This window comes from Alcaligenes sp. SJTW-7 (assembly GCF_047716895.1).
Lineage (GTDB): Bacteria > Pseudomonadota > Gammaproteobacteria > Burkholderiales > Burkholderiaceae_B > Alcaligenes > Alcaligenes ammonioxydans.
Genome location: NZ_CP136682.1, coordinates 1,419,199 through 1,434,701 on the forward strand (window position 1 = coordinate 1,419,199; position 15,503 = coordinate 1,434,701).

At 58.5% G+C, this 15,503-nt stretch carries 13 protein-coding genes; 10 read left to right on the forward strand and 3 right to left on the reverse strand.

Annotated features, from left to right (window positions below; genetic code table 11):
• Window positions 1-82 precede the first annotated feature (82 nt).
• Entirely contained in the window at window positions 83-247 is a 165-nt protein-coding gene (locus tag RSQ48_RS06295; protein WP_157784347.1) for a hypothetical protein, read from the forward strand.
• 21 nt (window positions 248-268) lie between these two features.
• Here RSQ48_RS06295 and RSQ48_RS06300 read toward each other — a convergent pair whose 3' ends face one another.
• Window positions 269-1,975, reverse strand: a complete 1,707-nt coding sequence (locus RSQ48_RS06300; RefSeq protein ID WP_003801681.1) for an FMN-binding glutamate synthase family protein — start codon at window positions 1,973-1,975, stop codon at window positions 269-271.
• 372 nt (window positions 1,976-2,347) lie between these two features.
• On the opposite strand from RSQ48_RS06300, the gene RSQ48_RS06305 reads away from it, so the two are divergent.
• The 3 genes from RSQ48_RS06305 (at window position 2,348) to RSQ48_RS06315 (ending at window position 5,387) form a co-directional block, all read left to right on the forward strand.
• A complete protein-coding gene (locus RSQ48_RS06305) occupies window positions 2,348-4,267 on the forward strand; it encodes an FUSC family protein (RefSeq protein ID WP_415302246.1) in 1,920 nt (639 codons plus the stop codon).
• Complete coding sequence (locus RSQ48_RS06310) at window positions 4,267-4,755, forward strand: MarR family winged helix-turn-helix transcriptional regulator (protein ID WP_415302247.1); 489 nt, start codon at window positions 4,267-4,269, stop codon at window positions 4,753-4,755. The genes RSQ48_RS06305 and RSQ48_RS06310 overlap by 1 nt, the downstream gene beginning before the upstream one ends.
• Before the next feature lie 101 nt (window positions 4,756-4,856).
• Window positions 4,857-5,387 carry a CinA family protein gene (locus RSQ48_RS06315; protein ID WP_131071474.1) on the forward strand — a complete coding sequence of 177 codons (531 nt, stop codon included), beginning with the start codon at window positions 4,857-4,859 and terminating at the stop codon, window positions 5,385-5,387.
• A 37-nt stretch (window positions 5,388-5,424) separates the two neighbouring features.
• Here the strand turns inward: RSQ48_RS06315 and acnA are convergent, their stop codons facing one another.
• On the reverse strand, window positions 5,425-8,079 hold the full coding sequence (gene acnA, locus RSQ48_RS06320) for an aconitate hydratase AcnA (protein WP_415302248.1): 2,655 nt from the start codon (window positions 8,077-8,079) through the stop codon (window positions 5,425-5,427).
• A gap of 169 nt (window positions 8,080-8,248) precedes the next feature.
• Here acnA and RSQ48_RS06325 point away from each other — a divergent pair, with 169 nt between their 5' ends.
• Complete coding sequence (locus RSQ48_RS06325; RefSeq protein WP_415302249.1) at window positions 8,249-9,253, forward strand: GntR family transcriptional regulator; 1,005 nt, start codon at window positions 8,249-8,251, stop codon at window positions 9,251-9,253.
• 4 nt (window positions 9,254-9,257) lie between these two features.
• Window positions 9,258-10,418, forward strand: coding sequence for a 2-methylaconitate cis-trans isomerase PrpF family protein (locus RSQ48_RS06330; RefSeq protein ID WP_003801669.1), 1,161 nt, complete (start codon window positions 9,258-9,260; stop codon window positions 10,416-10,418).
• Here RSQ48_RS06330 and RSQ48_RS06335 read toward each other — a convergent pair.
• Complete coding sequence (locus RSQ48_RS06335; protein WP_059317863.1) at window positions 10,415-11,401, reverse strand: helix-turn-helix domain-containing protein; 987 nt, start codon at window positions 11,399-11,401, stop codon at window positions 10,415-10,417. The two genes, RSQ48_RS06330 and RSQ48_RS06335, sit on opposite strands and share 4 nt — an antisense overlap.
• A gap of 305 nt (window positions 11,402-11,706) precedes the next feature.
• Here RSQ48_RS06335 and RSQ48_RS06340 point away from each other — a divergent pair, with 305 nt between their 5' ends.
• Genes RSQ48_RS06340 through RSQ48_RS06355 form a run of 4 tightly spaced genes read left to right on the forward strand, consistent with a single transcriptional unit; the run spans window position 11,707 to window position 15,496 of the window.
• Window positions 11,707-12,888: an ABC transporter substrate-binding protein gene (locus tag RSQ48_RS06340; RefSeq protein ID WP_415302250.1), complete on the forward strand. Its 1,182-nt coding sequence runs from the start codon at window positions 11,707-11,709 to the stop codon at window positions 12,886-12,888.
• A gap of 39 nt (window positions 12,889-12,927) precedes the next feature.
• Window positions 12,928-14,319: an aromatic ring-hydroxylating dioxygenase subunit alpha gene (locus RSQ48_RS06345; protein ID WP_415302354.1), complete on the forward strand. Its 1,392-nt coding sequence runs from the start codon at window positions 12,928-12,930 to the stop codon at window positions 14,317-14,319.
• 32 nt (window positions 14,320-14,351) lie between these two features.
• On the forward strand, window positions 14,352-14,888 hold the full coding sequence (locus RSQ48_RS06350; protein ID WP_003801662.1) for an aromatic-ring-hydroxylating dioxygenase subunit beta: 537 nt from the start codon (window positions 14,352-14,354) through the stop codon (window positions 14,886-14,888).
• A complete protein-coding gene (locus tag RSQ48_RS06355) occupies window positions 14,888-15,496 on the forward strand; it encodes a cysteine hydrolase family protein (RefSeq protein ID WP_415302251.1) in 609 nt (202 codons plus the stop codon). The genes RSQ48_RS06350 and RSQ48_RS06355 overlap by 1 nt, the downstream gene beginning before the upstream one ends.
• Window positions 15,497-15,503 lie beyond the last annotated feature (7 nt).

Consider the following 15,503-nt stretch of genomic DNA (forward strand, 5'->3'; position numbering starts at 1 on the left):
GATCTCAGCATTCTAGTACAGATGGAAATCTGTTTGCCCAGATTCTGTGGCACAGTATTTGCCTATCATCAAGGAGCTTGATATGCGACAGATTTATGGAGTGCTGGGCGCTTTGCTCATGGTCGGCGGACTGATGGCGTGCTCAACTGCGGATCGTTCCTCTGACACAGGCTGGAGTCGGTCATCCGGCGTGCAGGTGTATGGAGAAGTGGATGCCGGAATAGGGACAGTGCAGCAGTCTCGTTAGGGAAACTGCCGCCATCGCTGCTCAGGCCAGCGCCTGGCCCGCGCTGTCAGCCATATCCTGTTTTTTGATGATGTCGTCCGGCTCGGCCTCATCGTTCAGGTACGACAAGGCTTTGCTCAGGCTGTAGGCGGGCTCGAAAGAGTCGGGGTTGGCCATGGGCCAGCCCACCCGGAAAATGGTTTGGCGGTAGTGGCCGCGCAACAGCTCACCTTTCTTCAAATCGGGGAACAGGGCCGACAGAACCCGGACTTCGCCGTTGCTGATGCGGCGGGCAATATGGTGGGGGCGCAGCTGGTCAGGGTGCTCCAGCCCGGCAGCACCCAGCAGCTCGGCCAGCGCTTTGAGCGTATTGCCGTGGAAACTGGCCACGCGCAAGGATTTGTCGTCAACCACCAGCGCTTTTTGACGCTGCGGGTCTTGGGTAGCCACGCCTGTCGGGCATTTGTCGGTATGACAAGCCTGGGCCTGGATGCAGCCCACCGCAAACATGAAGCCGCGGGCGCTATTGCACCAGTCCGCGCCCAGGGCCATGATGCGTGCCATGTCAAAAGCACTGATGATCTTGCCCGAGGCGCCCAGACGAATCTGCTCACGCAGGCCGATGCCGACCAAGGTGTTATGAACCAGGCGCAGGGCTTCGCGCAAGGGCGTGCCCACATGGTCAATGAACTCGACGGGAGAAGCTCCGGTTCCGCCTTCGGCCCCATCGACGACGATAAAGTCGGGAGTAATGCCGGTTTTGAGCATGGCTTTGGCAATTGCAAACCACTCCCAGGGGTGTCCGATGCACAGTTTAAAGCCCACCGGTTTGCCGCCGGACAAGGTACGTAGTTGAGCGACGAACTCCAATAGCTCCACGGGTGTGCGGAACGCGCTGTGACTGGCCGGGGAGTTGCAATCCACGCCCTCCGGGACGCCCCGCGCCAGCGCGATTTCGGCCGTCACTTTGGTGCCGGGCAAGATGCCGCCGTGGCCAGGCTTGGCCCCTTGCGACAGCTTGATTTCAATCATCTTGATGTGATCCTGGGTCGCACGCTCGGCGAAACGCTCGGGTGAGAAGTTGCCGTGCTCATCGCGGCAACCAAAATAGCCCGACCCGATGTTCCAGATCAGATCTCCGCCATGGCGCAGATGATACGTGCTGATGCCGCCTTCGCCTGTATCGTGGGCAAAGTTGCCCATTTTGGCGCCCTTGTTCAGCGCCAGAATGGCATTGGCCGACAGCGCCCCAAAACTCATGGCCGAGATGTTCAGCACAGACAGCGAGTAGGGCTGCGTACAGTCTGGCCCGCCCACCTGCACTCGGAACTGCGAGTCCTTGATGTGTTTGGGCGTCATGGAGTGATTGATCCACTCGTAGCCGTTGTTATAGACCTCTTGATGGGTGCCAAAGGGCTGCTTGTCGATCTGCTGTTTGGCACGCTGGTACACCAAGGAGCGATCGGCACGCGAGAAGGGCAGTTGCTGCTCATCGCCTTCCAGGAAGTACTGGCGAATTTCAGGTCGAATGGCTTCAAAAATAAAGCGCAGATTGCCAATAACCGGGTAATTGCGACGAATGGCATGACGAGTCTGAGTGATATCGACCAAACCTTGCACGCATAGGGCCAGCCCGGGAATGGCCAGCCATAACCAGCTCGCGCTCTTGAACAGGGACAACAGCAAGAAAAAGGCGGTAAGACCAATGATGATGTAGAAGGCGGTGTAGCGTGTCAGCCACTTTTGCATAAAGACTCCTGCCATAAAAACGGGGTGAGGGAACAGGATTTCGGGTACCTGCCCATCAGGATGCCCACATCATAGAACGGCCCCGTACGGTTTGACTATGCCTGGGCTGCGATAGTTAATGAAAACTGACAATGAAAGGCGACCTTGCAGAAAAAGTCCCGATTTGCTGCAAAGGGTTGACGTAGAAAAAGCCTTGGAAACGGGGCAGACAGGCTTGTGCCGCCACGGCGAGCAGCGGTTTGCATTCGAGCGCCAGGTCCTTGAGACAAGCCGTAGCGCAAGTGGCACTCTGCGCCACGACTCGACAATTGAATAGATAGGTGAGCTATCTATATAATTGAAGTTTCGCTCGTTTAGACGTCCCTTTCTTTTATGTCTGTTTCTTTTCCCTGGCTCCAGCTGGACAGGCCTGCGCTGCTGCATGGTTTAAACATGGCGTTGGCTGCCGGCTTGTCGTTTGCGATTGCGGTTTTGCTGTCTGTCGACAACCCGTTCTGGGCCGCCATGCCAGTGTGGGTTCTGTCCCAGCCCTATCGGGGACTGGTGTATGAGCGCGCCTTGTGGCGAATAGTGGGAACCCTGGCAGGGGCAGGGCTGGGGCTGGCCTTTCTGCATTTGCCCCACCCTTATTGGCAATTGCTGGGCATGGCCCTGGTAGTCGGGGTGGCCTCCGCCTTGACCCATGTGTTGCGGGGTGCCTTGTCATATTTGCCCATGTTGGCGGGCATCACGATTGGCGTGGTGGTCCTGCCCTCGGTGCTCTCGCCAGACAGCTCCTTGGATCTGGCGTTGTCGCGCGTGCAGTGCACCCTGATCGGGGTAGTGGTCACTACCGTCCTGTGCTCCCGCACGACGCCGCATAGCCAGCGCCAAACGTATTACCAACGGGTGCGTGTTCTGGCGGCGGACGCTTTGCGTCTGGCGGCGCATGCGCTGGGCCCTGCTTATAAAGAGTCGGACCCGGCCCTGTCCGCACGGATAAGGCAGGTAATAGTGGACTTGGATGCTCAGGCCCGTATTACGGCTGCCGGTTCCTGGGATGCTTATCGTCGCCTGCCCTATGTGGACGCGTTTTTATATGCCGTGATCGAGCTGTTGGCCGCCAGTGAGCTGATTGTGCGCCAAAGAGAGCGGGGTCGTTTGCCCGCCGCCGATGAGGCGCAGTTCTTGCTGGAGCAGGCGCAGCGTCTGGAGCAGGGGCATTCTTTGACGGTGTTGGAAAAAACCGGCGTCAGGCCGCCCGAGCAAATCAGTTTGGCGCGGTTGCGTCGAGCCATGGGGCAGATTCGGCGGGCTGAAACGGGTCTGTTTGCCGCTCGGACACCAGCCCGTCGGGGCCCTCACCGGTTCTTGGCCACCCCGGCACGGTCGGTGGACTGGCCTCTGGCAACACGTACCGGCTTGATTAGCGCCTTGGCTACCTTCAGTGCAGGGGCGCTTGCCTTTGCCTTGTCCAGTCCGGCACTGGAGCTGATGGCGATGGGGGTATGTACTTTCTCCATTATTTTGGGCTCCATGCCACGTCCGCAGCTGATGAGTCGCACCATGTTCACCGGAATTACGGTGGGCGTGCTGGTGGCCAGCCTCTATCGCTATCTGGTTCAGGGCTATTTGGTGACGGACTGGCAGGTCATCGTTTCAGTGCTGCCTTTTGTGGTGGTGGGTGGTTTGTTGCGGGCCAATCGCCCCACATCTGCTTGGGCGCTGGATGCCAATATGTGTTTCCAACTGGCCAGTCAGGCGGGTATGGCAGCCGTTAGCTGGCCGCTCATCATCAAGGAGTCCGTGCCTTTGCTGGCGGGTTCTGCGGTGGTATGCAGCGCCTTTTTTCTGTTGCCGCGTCGTACCCACCCGCGTGGGCAGGCTTTGGTGCGGCGGGTGGTGCGCGAGCTGTATCCCTTGATCCGTCGTTCCCGGCCACGCCTGTTTCGCGTCTGGCGGGCACGGGTGGCCCGGCAGTGGGTGCGCCTGCTGCACTGGATGGGGGAGCAAGCGCCGCAGGGTCTGGTGTCGCTGATCAATCTGGGGCATGGGATTGTGGCATTGAAGCGTCTGGGCAGGCGGGGCGCGCCGCAGCAGACTTGCGTCAGTCTGGTATGTGAACTGCTGGAGGGGTTTGAGAGCCAGCCGCAGGAGCTGGCTCAACAGTTGCTGCGTATCAGTCAATCTTGTGCCGATCCTGTGCTGGCAGAGGCGATCCGGGATGTTGCTCAGTCCTTGCTGGGGGCTACTCCCGTTCTGGTTTATGCTTACCCCCCTAATACGGTGCCTCGTGCTGTGGAGTCGACCTGATGAATCACCAACTGTATGAACGGTTTGGCTTGTCCATGATTGTGCTGGCGCGTCTTTACCGTCGTGAGCTGGACCAGACGCTGGGGCGTTACGGTGTGTCCGAGGCCACCATCCTGCCTATTCGTTATCTGGCTCAGCTGGGCGAACCCATACGTCAAGGCCAGTTGGCGCGCATGATGCGTCTGGAGGGCCCGACACTGGTTCGTCTGATTGATCAATTGGAATCGACGGGTTTGCTCGAACGTGTGCCCGACGAGCAGGACAAACGGGCGCGGCTATTGTGTCTGACGGACAAAGGACGTGACTTTCATGCGCATTTGCTGGAACTGTTGCGCCAGTCGCGCGCCCCCTTGTTTGCCGGCATTCCCGAACAGGATATTAAGACGGCCTTGCGCTGTTTTGACATGTTGGCCAGCAATCTGGGCCTGAAAGCCAGCGATATGAGCAGCCTGTTTGGACAGCATTCAGGGCAGGTTGCTGACACGTAAGCGCATGTTCCAGATGGTGAGAGAACGCGGAACTTTATTTCCTGCCGTATTTCTTTATGTTTGAATAAACCGTCCTTGTGTCCTGATAAGGAGGGTTTGTCATGAAAGATCTGGATCTGGCTAGCCTGGTCAATATCCTGAGCGATGCCAAGCTGACGCTGGCAACGGCGGAATCATGCACGGCGGGTTTGATTGCATCCACCCTGGCCGACCAGAAGGGGGCGGCAGCCGTACTCGACTGCGCGTTTGTGACCTATTCGCCACAAGCCAAGTATCGTTGTCTGGGCGTGGACCAAAGCGTGCTGTCGGAAAACAATCTGTGCAGTGAAGCGGTAGCCAGAGCCATGGCCAAAGGCGCAGCGCAACTGACTCCGGCCAATCTGATCATTGCCAATACCGGCGTGGCCGATGATATTGCCGAGCCACAGATTCCCGCCGGAACGCAGTGCTTTGCGTGGCTGTTCAAGCCGCAGGACAAGTTTGATCCTTTGGTCGTGTATACCGAGACGATTGTGTTTGACGGCACACGGGATGAAATCCGTCAGCAAAGCGCGCGCTATGCCCTGGGCCGTATAGAACACTGGCTGCGGCTGGCCAAACAGGAACGCCAGGGCGTGGGCCCTGGCGTTTGAGAGAAGCGACAGCCTGTTGGCCTAAGCCAGGGTAGGCTTAGGCCTCCAGGTACTTGCGCCAGACGCGGGGCAGGATGCCGCCGTGACGCCAATACTCCATGTCCTCGACAGTATCCAGTCGTACAGTGACCGGTACGGACTGGGTGCTGCCATCCAGACGGTGGATAATCAGCTGGGCTTGCGAACGTACGCCCAGGTTTTCTTCCAGACCCTTGACGTCAAAGGTTTCGGTTCCATCCAGGCCCAATGTGTCGGCATTGGTGCCTTCCTGAAACTGCAGGGGCAGCACACCCATACCGACCAGGTTGGTGCGGTGGATACGCTCGAAGCCTTCGGCAACCACCGCTTTCACCCCCAGCAGTGCCGGACCTTTGGCCGCCGAGTCACGGGACGAGCCGCAACCGTAGTTCTTGCCGGCGATGACCAGCAGCGGAACCTGGCGTTCCTGATAAGTTTGAGCAGCTTCAAAAATGCGCATCACTTCACCCTCGGGCATCACCTTGGTGACCCCGCCTTCCACGCCGGGAACAATCTTGTTGCGCAGACGGATGTTGGCGAAAGTCGCACGCTTGACCACTTCATGGTTGGCACGGCGCGTGGTGTAGTTGTTGAAGTCTTTTTGCTCCACCCCCTTGGACAGCAGGAAGTCAGCGGCAGGCGTGCCCAGGCTGATCGAACCGGAGGGCGAGATATGGTCCGTGGTGATGGAATCACCCAAAATGGCCAGTGGGCGCATACCGTGCAAGTTGGCCACGGGGGCAGGCTCGCGCTGCAGGCCGTCAAAGTAAGGCGGTTTGCGGATGTAGGTACTGTCAGCTTCCCAGGGGTAGTGACCGCCATTGCTTTCGCGGGCCAGGGCGTCCCAAGGCTCGCCACCGTCGTACAGCTCGGCGTAGCGTTCGATGAACAGATCGCGGTCGTAAGCGCCGTGGATGGCTTCTTGCACTTCGGCGGATTTGGGCCAGATGTCGCTCAGGTAGACGTCTTTACCGTCCTGATCTTTGCCCAGCGGGTCGCGGGTCAGGTCCACATTCAGATTGCCGGCCAGGGCGTAGGCCACGACCAGAGCGGGTGATGCCAGGTAAGCGGCACGCACGTTGGCGTGAATGCGGCCTTCAAAGTTGCGGTTGCCCGACAGCACGGCGGTGGCGATCAGCTTTTCCGATTCAATCGCGTTGACGATATTGGCAGGTAGCGGTCCCGAACCACCGTTACACGTGGTGCAGCCAAAACCGGCAATGTTGAAACCCAGCACGTCCAGATCATCCTGCAACTGGGCGCGTTCCAGCACGTCGGCGGTCACCTGGCTACCTGGCACCAGCGAGGTCTTGACCCAAGGTTTGCTGCGCAGGCCACGAGCGACAGCGTTACGCGCAAGCAGGCCGGCGGCCATCATATTGGCGGGGTTGGCCGTATTGGTACAGGAGGTAATGGCGGCAATGACCACATCGCCATCATTTAACACGAAGTCCTCGCCTTCCACGGGCACTGCGCGTTGCGGATCGTAAGGACGGCCGGCAATTTTCTGGTGATGGGCGGGGAAGGACTGGGCCGCGGTATCCAGATCCAGGTGATCTTCAGGATTGCTGGGGCCGGCCAAGCTGGGTTTGATGCTGCTCAGATCCAGCTTCAGCACGGTGTCGTACACGGGAGCGGGAGCGGCCGGATCACGCCACAGCTTTTGTACCTTGCTGTACTGCTCGACCAGATCAATCTGCTCTTGTGGGCGGCCTGTCATGTGCATGTAATGCAGTGCCGCGTCATCGATCGGGAAGAACACCGCAGTGGCGCCGTATTCTGGTGCCATATTGGCGATCATGCCGCGGTCGCCCAGGGACAGCTCGTCCACGCTGGGGCCAAAGAACTCGACAAACTTGCCCACTACCCCCAGCTCGCGCAGTTTCTGGGTAATGACCAGCACCAGATCGGTAGGCAATACGCCGTCGTTTAGCTTGCCGCTCAGTTCAATGCCGACCACCGCTGGCAAGGCAATCGCCACGGGCAGGCCCACCATCACCGCTTCAGCTTCAATGCCACCCACGCCCCAGCCTAGAATGCCCAGGCCGTTGACCATGGGCGTGTGGCTGTCGGTGCCCACGCAGCTATCGGGGTAGACCAGATCCACATCCTTGCCTTCTTCGGTCCAGACGACCTGACCAATATGCTCAATGTGCAACTGGTGCATGATGCCTTTGCCGGGCGGAACCACTTTGACGCCGTCAAAGTTGCTCGAACACCAGCGCAAAAAGGCAAAGCGTTCGCCATTACGCTCGTACTCGCGGGCCAGATTGATGTCGGCTGCCTTGGGGTTGGCCCAGCTGTCCACTTGCAGGGAGTGGTCGATAATGACGTCGATAGGGACTTGGGGACGCACGCGGCTGGCGTCGCCTCCGGCCGCTTGTACGCCTTCGCGCAAGGCCGCCATGTCCAGCAACATTACCAAACCCAGAATGTCCTGACCAAATACGCGGGCAGGGTAGAAGGTGATGCCATCGCCCACCTTGCGCTGGAGCAGGGAATCGATTTCCTGATCCACGTCGGCGTGACGCACGGCCTTTTGACGACAGAGGTTTTCCAGCAAGACACGCAGCGAATAGGGCAGCTTTTCAATACCGGGTATGTCGGCAATGGGAACGTAACGCACGGAACGTCCGTTCAGGGACAGCGTTTGTAGGGCAAGAGACTGGGACATGGCAAACGATTCATCCGTAGTAAGTAGCCAGACAGACAGGGCCCGCCTGGGCAAGAGTAATCAATAAAGTTATGCGTCTGGAGCCTTGAAAAAACAATTGAATTGTATTTTGTTTGTATATAGTACAATAAAATGATTGAGAATCGCGTTGATTTTTAGGAAAACCGGCATGAAAGGCCAATCCAATTCTTTGCATGTCACCTTGGCGCATCGCCTGCTGGACTACGTGCGGGCAGGGCATTTGCAGGCCGGGCATCACTTGACGGAACAATCGCTGGCCCACGCGCTGGGTGCATCGCGCTCGCCCATACGGGGAGCGCTGGCCTATCTGGCGGAAAAAGGCATTGTGGGCGCCCAGCCGCCCCGGCGGGGTTTGTACCTGTTGAAAGGGGCCGATCAGCTCGGTGTGATCGAAGAAGAGCTGGGCACCAGCCAGGATGACCAGATCTATTTGCAGCTGGCTCGAGACAAGCTCTCCGGAATTTGGGGCGACACCTTGTCGGAAAACGATGCCATGCGTCGTTATGGTCTGACGCGTGAGCGTGTGCGTCGTGTTCTGGCCCGCGCCGCCAATGAAGGCTGGATGGAACAGCGTGCCAGCAAGGGCTGGTCGTTTCTACCCATGATTGACGGCCCCCAGGCTTGTGAGGAGAGCTATACCTTGCGGCAGATGCTGGAGCCGGCGGCCATGCTGCTGCCCAGCTTTGCAATTGACTCGGCCGTCTTGCGCCGGGTGCGTCGGCAACAGCAAGCCTTGGCCGATGGGGGGTGGCGATATGCGGGACATGCTGAAATGTATCAGGCCAATGCGACGTTCCATGAGGCTTTGGCCTCCTTGTCGGGCAATCGTTTTATCGCTCAGACCGTCACCCGTCAGAACCAGTTGCGGCGCCTGCTGGAATACCAGGAAACGCTGGATCGGGAACGTATTCGTCGTCAGTGTCTGGAGCATCTGGCGATTCTGGATTTGCTGGAAAAGGGCGAACGCGCCCAGGCCTCAGCTTTGCTAGCCCGCCATCTGGGCAATGCCAGTGAGGAAAAAGTGCAGCAGTTGGAACGACAACAGCGCACGATCCGATCAGACTTTGTTAGTGAACCGATAGTCTCTCACGCCGAACCCATGCAGGAGACGGCGCAGTTTTCTTTAATGGCGCAAGCCAAGAACCAGGAATGACGTGATGAAACAAAAATCCCTTCCCGCCGTGTTCATGCGTGGTGGCACCAGCAAAGCCTTGATGCTCAATATCGCAGATCTGCCTGCCAAGCGCGAGGACTGGACACCGTTGTTTGCGGCGGCCATGGGCACGCCCGACCCGTACGGTCGTCAACTGGACGGTATGGGTGGCGGGGTCTCCTCACTGTCCAAGGTGTGTATTATTGGCCCGTCCAGCCATCCGGACGCCGATGTGGACTACACCTTTGCACAAGTGGCGATCAAGGAAGAGAAGGTGGATTACCGCGGCAACTGCGGCAATATGAGCTCGGCAGTCGGCCCCTATGCCGTTGAACAAGGCATGGTCAAGGTGGAGGATGGCGAAGCGTGTGTGCGCATCCTGAACACCAATACCAACAAGATCATCCATGCGCATTTCACCGTCGAAGATGGCCAGCCCCGGTATGACGGTGATCTGTCCATTCCCGGCGTAGGTGGTACCGGTTCGCCTATCCGTCTGGACTTTGTGGAACCGGGCGGTGCCTCGACCGGCTCCCTATTGCCTAGCGGTGAATTGACCGAATGGCTGGATGTGCCGGGCGTGGGCCGTATTGAAGTCTCGCTGGTGGATGCTGCCAATGCCGCTGTTTTTGTACGCGCTGCCGATGTGGGTCTGACTGGTCTGGAACTGCCTGATTGGCTGGAGGCGCATCCTGACGTGCTGGAGCGTCTGGACGCCATCCGCGTGCAGGCTTCGGTACGCATGGGCATTGCGCCCGATGTGGAAGCTGCGCGTCAGATTCGCATCGTGCCGTTTGTCTGCATTGTGTCGCCTGCCCAGGACAACCCCACGCTGTCGGGTGAGGTGGTGCCTGCCAAGGATATTGATCTGGTGGCCCGTGTGATTTCCAATGGTCAGCCGCACCGCGCCTTGCCCTTGACGATCTCGCTGTGTACCGCGGTGGCCGCTCGGCTGACGGGCAGCCTGCCCTCACAATGTCTGTCCGACTCCGTCGCTCCTCAAGGCCCCTTGCGTCTGGGCATGCCTTCCGGCGTGCTGACCGTAGGCGCGGAAGTGGAAAAGAAAGACGGCCAGTGGTTTGCCAAGGCCGGTTCGTTCTACCGTACGGCGCGCCGTCTGTTTGATGGCCGTGTCTGGGTTCCCGGCAAGGCCTTGAAAGACTAATCGACGATGCGCAAGTCCTGCGAGGGCGAACGCCCGAAGCGGGACTTGTAGTCGGCACAGAAGCGGCCGAAATGGTTGAAACCGCAGCGCAAGGCAATCTCGCTGACCTGGGTGCCAGGTGTGGCGGTGCGGATAGCCTGCTGGGCCGCTTCCAGACGAATCTGCTTTAAAAATTGCATGGGGCTCAGGCCCCGTTCCGTACGAAATGCCAGCGTCAGGCTGCGGACACTGGCACAGGCTGCGGTAGCGATTTGTTCCAGCGTCAGGGCCTGGTCCAGACTGGCGCGCATGAAATCTTCCGCCCTTTGTACCCGGCGCGAACTGGCCGGGCGCACAGTTTGCTGCAACTGCCGGCTGTAATTGCCGGGTTGGGTATGAAACAGATGCAGCAACAGATTGTCCTCGGCCTGGCGCGACCATTGATCCATTTCCGGAGGCAGATGTCCGCCATAAGCCAGCAGGCTGCCAATTTGATGCTGCCAGGCACAGCCTTGCGGTGAGTCCAAGGGCATGCCAGCGGCAAACTCAATGGGCCGGTCCAGGCTCAGGCCCAAGGTTTGGCGGGCCACCTCTTCCAGCCTGTAGCGCGGGATCTTCACCAAAAACTGTTCACAGCCTTGCTCCCAGTCCAGCTCGACTTGCAAAGAAGGGGAGATGACGCTGGCGACTTTGGGGTTGGCCTGGACGTACTCCCGACCAACCCGGATACAGGATCGTCCCTGTATCGGCACCTGAAACAGCAGGAAATCTTCCAGAATCCCCGGCGACACCTGCACGGCCGCACCATATTTAAGCAAGACAAAGGAAAAGCTGTGGCTGCTCGCATAGCGCAGCGAGGCATCGACCGGGCCGTCATTCCAGGTCAGGCGATGCTCGGTCAAAAAGCCGGCAGTCTCGCTGCGAGTCTGGTCTGGGCAGCGCGATTGAAAACGCGGCGCACTGTGTTGCAAGGGGGCCAAGCCTGACATAAACCACGCTTGCATGATGGGTGTCTCCAAATTTTTGCCGGTTAGGGATAAGGCTTGCCATATCTGGATAGCCGCCTGTTCTGAGCCGGTCTAATGTATTTCAAACCTAAAACAGTAATCCTGTCCCGGCACCTTAGCAGATTGGGATACGACTGGGAATTGCTGTATTCACGTAGTCTCTTGGGCCCGTTCCCCCAGGCCTGCAGGACAAGCGCCGCACAAACCACCGGCGTCAGTGATACACAGTTTCCGGCGTATTGGGGGTGATCCAAGGCAGACCTAAAGTCCAGTTTTTTGAAAGACAGAGGACGGAGACAAACATGAAAAAGCAAGTGGCGTTTTGCATGAGCACGCTGGCCTTGGCCCTGGCCTGTAGCCCGGTGTCCAGTCAGGAAGTATTCAAGGTCGGTTTGCTCACGACCTTGTCCGGTCCCGGAGCGGCCATTGGCGCAGAAATTCGCGATGGGTTCGAGCTGGGCCTGACGCACGCGGGCGGCAAGCTCGGTGGCGTGGATGTGGCCCTGACGGTGCTGGACGATCAGCAAAAACCGATGGAAGGCCGTCAGGCCGTGGACCGTCTGGTCAAGCGCGACAAGGTCGACGTGATCACCGGCATGGCCTTCTCCAATGTGCTGCTGCCCGTGATGCCGACGATTTTGAACAGTGACACGGTCTACATTTCCGCCAACACCGGCCCGGCCGATTACGCAGGCGAGCGTTGCCACCCCAATTTTTTCAGCGTGTCCTGGCAGAACGAGGATATTCCCGCCGCCATGGGCAAGTACGTGACCGATCAGGCGCACAAGAAAGTCTATTTGATCGCCCCCAACTATCCCGGTGGCCGTGAGTCCATTGAAGGCTTCAAGCGCTTGTTCAAGGGCGAGATTGCCGACGAAGTCTATGTGAAGGTCGGTCAGATGGATTATGCGGCCGAGCTGGCGCAAATGCGTGCGTCGGGCGCGGATGCGGTGTTCTTCTTCCTGCCCGGTGGCATGGGTGTGTCCTTTATCAAGCAGCTGATCAACTCGGGCCTGTCCACGCAATTGGCGGTGTACACCCCCGGCTTCTCGGCCGATCAGGACACCATTGCTGCCATCGGTGAGTCCATGAAAGGCATGGCCAATGCCGCCCAATGGTCACCGGATCTGGATAATCCGGTCAATAAACGCTTTGTAGCGGATTTTGAAAAAACCTATGGCCGCTTGCCGTCCATGTATGCCTCTCAGGGGTATGACGCTGCCCTGTTGCTCGATGGCGCACTGAAGGCCGACCCGAAAGCGGCAACCGATCGTGAGGCCTTGCGTAAAGCCTTGCGCAGCGCGCCGTTTGAGTCTGTGCGCGGGGCCTTTGCTTTCAACAACAACCAATATCCGGTGCAGACCTATTACATGCGCGAAGTGGCCCCGAATGACAAGGGCCAGATGAGCAACAAGATTGTGTCCACCGTATTTGAGCAGTTCCAGGATCATTTTGCGCCGCAGTGCAAGATGGAAAAGTCATAAAGAGGATGCGTCAAGCATCCGGCAGCAAGGAGGTTAATGATGATCTATAGCAACGAACAGCTGGCCGCACTGGTGCGGGGAGACAGCGTACATAAATCGGTCTATACCGACCCTGAAATCTTCCGTCTGGAGATGGAACGCATTTATGGCCGTGCCTGGATTTACATTGGTCACGACAGCCAGGTGCCCAATCCGGGCGATTACCACACGACCTTGTTGGGTGGTCAGGACGTCATCATGGTTCGCGGCAGCGACAAGAAGGTGTACGTGCTGTACAACCGCTGTCCCCATAAGGGTGCCAAAGTGGTGGCCGATGGGTGTGGCAATGCCGGCAAGTTCTTCCGTTGCCCCTACCACGCCTGGACGTTCAAGCTGGACGGTCAGCATTTGGCTGCGCCCATGAAAAATGGCTTTGAGGGCACCTGCTTCGACCCCAAACATCCGGACTTTTCCATGCGCCGTGTGGCTCGTGTGGAAACGTACCGTGGTTTTGTGTTTGCCTGTCAAAGTGCCCACGGCCCGGATTTGAAGGAGTTTCTGGGGCCCATCATTAGTTCCATCGATAATCTGTGCGATCGCTCGCCGGTGGGGGAAGTGGAAGTGGCCGGCGGCAGCTTCAAGGTCTGGCAGCCGTCCAACTGGAAAGTGTTCTACGAGAATCTGCACGACACCATGCACGCGAATGTCACGCATGAGTCATCCTACGTGGCGGCCCGCGAGCAGGCCAAAGATTATGGCTCCATGCCGCTGGAGCTGCACATCATGGACGGCAACGGCGAGCCTTACGGTTTCTGGGAAAAGCTGGACTTGTACGCCTTTGATAACGGACATGGCTACATGGAAGGCATTTTCAATCCCGGTGCCATTGAGACTGATCCTGTCACCAAGGCGCACTACGAGACCCTGAAACAAGCCTATGGCGAAGAAAAAGCCCTGAACATTCTGGGCGAGAACCGCCACAACAGCATCATTTACGGCAGTGGCTCGCCCCATACCGTATTCCAGCAGTTTCGCGTGATTCGTCCTGTGGCGGTGGATCGCACACATGTCGAAATTCAGTTGTTCCGCCTGAAAGGGGCGCCGGATGAAATTTACAAACGCGGCCTGATGTATGCCAACCTGATCAACTCCCCCTCGTCCAACGTGATGCCGGACGACATTGAGGTCTATGGTCGTTGCCAGGAAGGTAATAAAACCAACGGTGGCGACTGGATCAGCATGCATCGCTATGACGGCACTGACAAGGAAATTGAAGGCGGTATGGTGGCGACCAATGGCACCAGTGAACTGCCCATGCGTAACCAGTTCCGCGCCTGGAAGCATTTCATGACTACCAGCCTGTACGACGCGCCAGCGCAGTCGGAAGACAGTGGTAAAGCCACGGTGCGTTCGGCTTCCGGTGAGCCTATCGCCCCCGCCTCACAGGCTTAAGCGGGCTGCTGTCCGAGCCAAGGAGAATTCTTATGTTGTTTGATATTGATTTTGACGTCAGCGTGGATCAGGTCACACCTGTGAACCTGAGCCTGGAAGCCATCCGCGAAGTGGAGCAGTTCATCTATCACGAGGCCCGCTTGCTGGACGAGCGCCGCTGGCAAGCATGGCTGGATCTGTGGACCGAGGAAGGCATGTACTGGATTCCTCACAGCTACGATCAGCAAAGCCCGTACGAGCACATTTCCCTGTGCTGGGAAAACAAGCTGCTGCGTGAATTGCGTATTCGTCGCTTGGAAAACCACCGCAACTGGTCCCAGCAGCCGATTACCCAGTCCTGCCGCGTGCTGGGTAATGTGATGATAGACGGGACCGATCCTGAAGGTTATCTGGTGGTGCGTTCCAGCTTTCACTCCATGGAATGGCGCGGCAAAGATCCGGTCCACCGGGTGGGCAGCCTGATTCACAAGCTGCAGGCCCAGGAGGGGGGTGGCTGGAAACTGCGCATGAAGCAGGTGAATCTGGTCGATCGTGATGCGGTCCACGGCGCCATTCAGGTGTACATCTGATGTCGACAGCCCATCACACCGCCTTGCTGGCCCTGCATTACCAAAACGACGTCCTGCATGCTGATGGCCTGATTCGTGTGGGGGTGGAGGCTGACAGCCCCCAGCGTCAGGCGCTGATCGAGGCCGCAGGCCGTCTGCTGGCACAGGCGCGTGCACAGGGCGTGCCCATTGTGCATGTGCGGGTGGGCTACCGGCCAGACTATGCCGATCTGCTGTGCAACGCCCCGATTTTGCACAATGTGAAACGCATCGGCGCCATGCAGACTGGCAGTTGGGGAGCTCAGTTCTTTGACGGGCTGGCTCCCTTGCCCAACGAGTTTGAAGTCCATCACACGCGCATCAACGCTTTCTTTGGTTCCGCGCTGGAGCCGGTGGTACGTCGTTTGGGCGTGGAGCGTTTGGTGATTGCCGGTGTGGCCACCCATTCCGTGGTGGAAAGCACGGTGCGCCATGCGGTGGATATGGGCTATGAAGTGGCGGTGGTGGCCAGCGCCTGCGGCGCACCGCCCGCCACGCATGAAGCCTCCCTGGCCAGCATGAGCCTGATAGCGCATATTGATCGTGACGAAGATTGGGCAGCCGTCTTTGGCGCGCCACAAGCAGAGTAGGAGAAGC

Bases quoted from the DNA above. Each gene is read 5' to 3' on its own strand.
- RSQ48_RS06295 (WP_157784347.1), top strand. From the start codon at position 83: ATGCGACAGATTTATGGAGTGCTGGGCGCTTTGCTCATGGTCGGCGGA.
- RSQ48_RS06300 (WP_003801681.1), bottom strand. From the start codon at position 1,975: ATGCAAAAGTGGCTGACACGCTACACCGCCTTCTACATCATCATTGGT.
- RSQ48_RS06305 (WP_415302246.1), top strand. From the start codon at position 2,348: ATGTCTGTTTCTTTTCCCTGGCTCCAGCTGGACAGGCCTGCGCTGCTG.
- RSQ48_RS06310 (WP_415302247.1), top strand. From the start codon at position 4,267: ATGAATCACCAACTGTATGAACGGTTTGGCTTGTCCATGATTGTGCTG.
- RSQ48_RS06315 (WP_131071474.1), top strand. From the start codon at position 4,857: ATGAAAGATCTGGATCTGGCTAGCCTGGTCAATATCCTGAGCGATGCC.
- acnA (WP_415302248.1), bottom strand. From the start codon at position 8,079: ATGTCCCAGTCTCTTGCCCTACAAACGCTGTCCCTGAACGGACGTTCC.
- RSQ48_RS06325 (WP_415302249.1), top strand. From the start codon at position 8,249: ATGAAAGGCCAATCCAATTCTTTGCATGTCACCTTGGCGCATCGCCTG.
- RSQ48_RS06330 (WP_003801669.1), top strand. From the start codon at position 9,258: ATGAAACAAAAATCCCTTCCCGCCGTGTTCATGCGTGGTGGCACCAGC.
- RSQ48_RS06335 (WP_059317863.1), bottom strand. From the start codon at position 11,401: ATGCAAGCGTGGTTTATGTCAGGCTTGGCCCCCTTGCAACACAGTGCG.
- RSQ48_RS06340 (WP_415302250.1), top strand. From the start codon at position 11,707: ATGAAAAAGCAAGTGGCGTTTTGCATGAGCACGCTGGCCTTGGCCCTG.
- RSQ48_RS06345 (WP_415302354.1), top strand. From the start codon at position 12,928: ATGATCTATAGCAACGAACAGCTGGCCGCACTGGTGCGGGGAGACAGC.
- RSQ48_RS06350 (WP_003801662.1), top strand. From the start codon at position 14,352: ATGTTGTTTGATATTGATTTTGACGTCAGCGTGGATCAGGTCACACCT.
- RSQ48_RS06355 (WP_415302251.1), top strand. From the start codon at position 14,888: ATGTCGACAGCCCATCACACCGCCTTGCTGGCCCTGCATTACCAAAAC.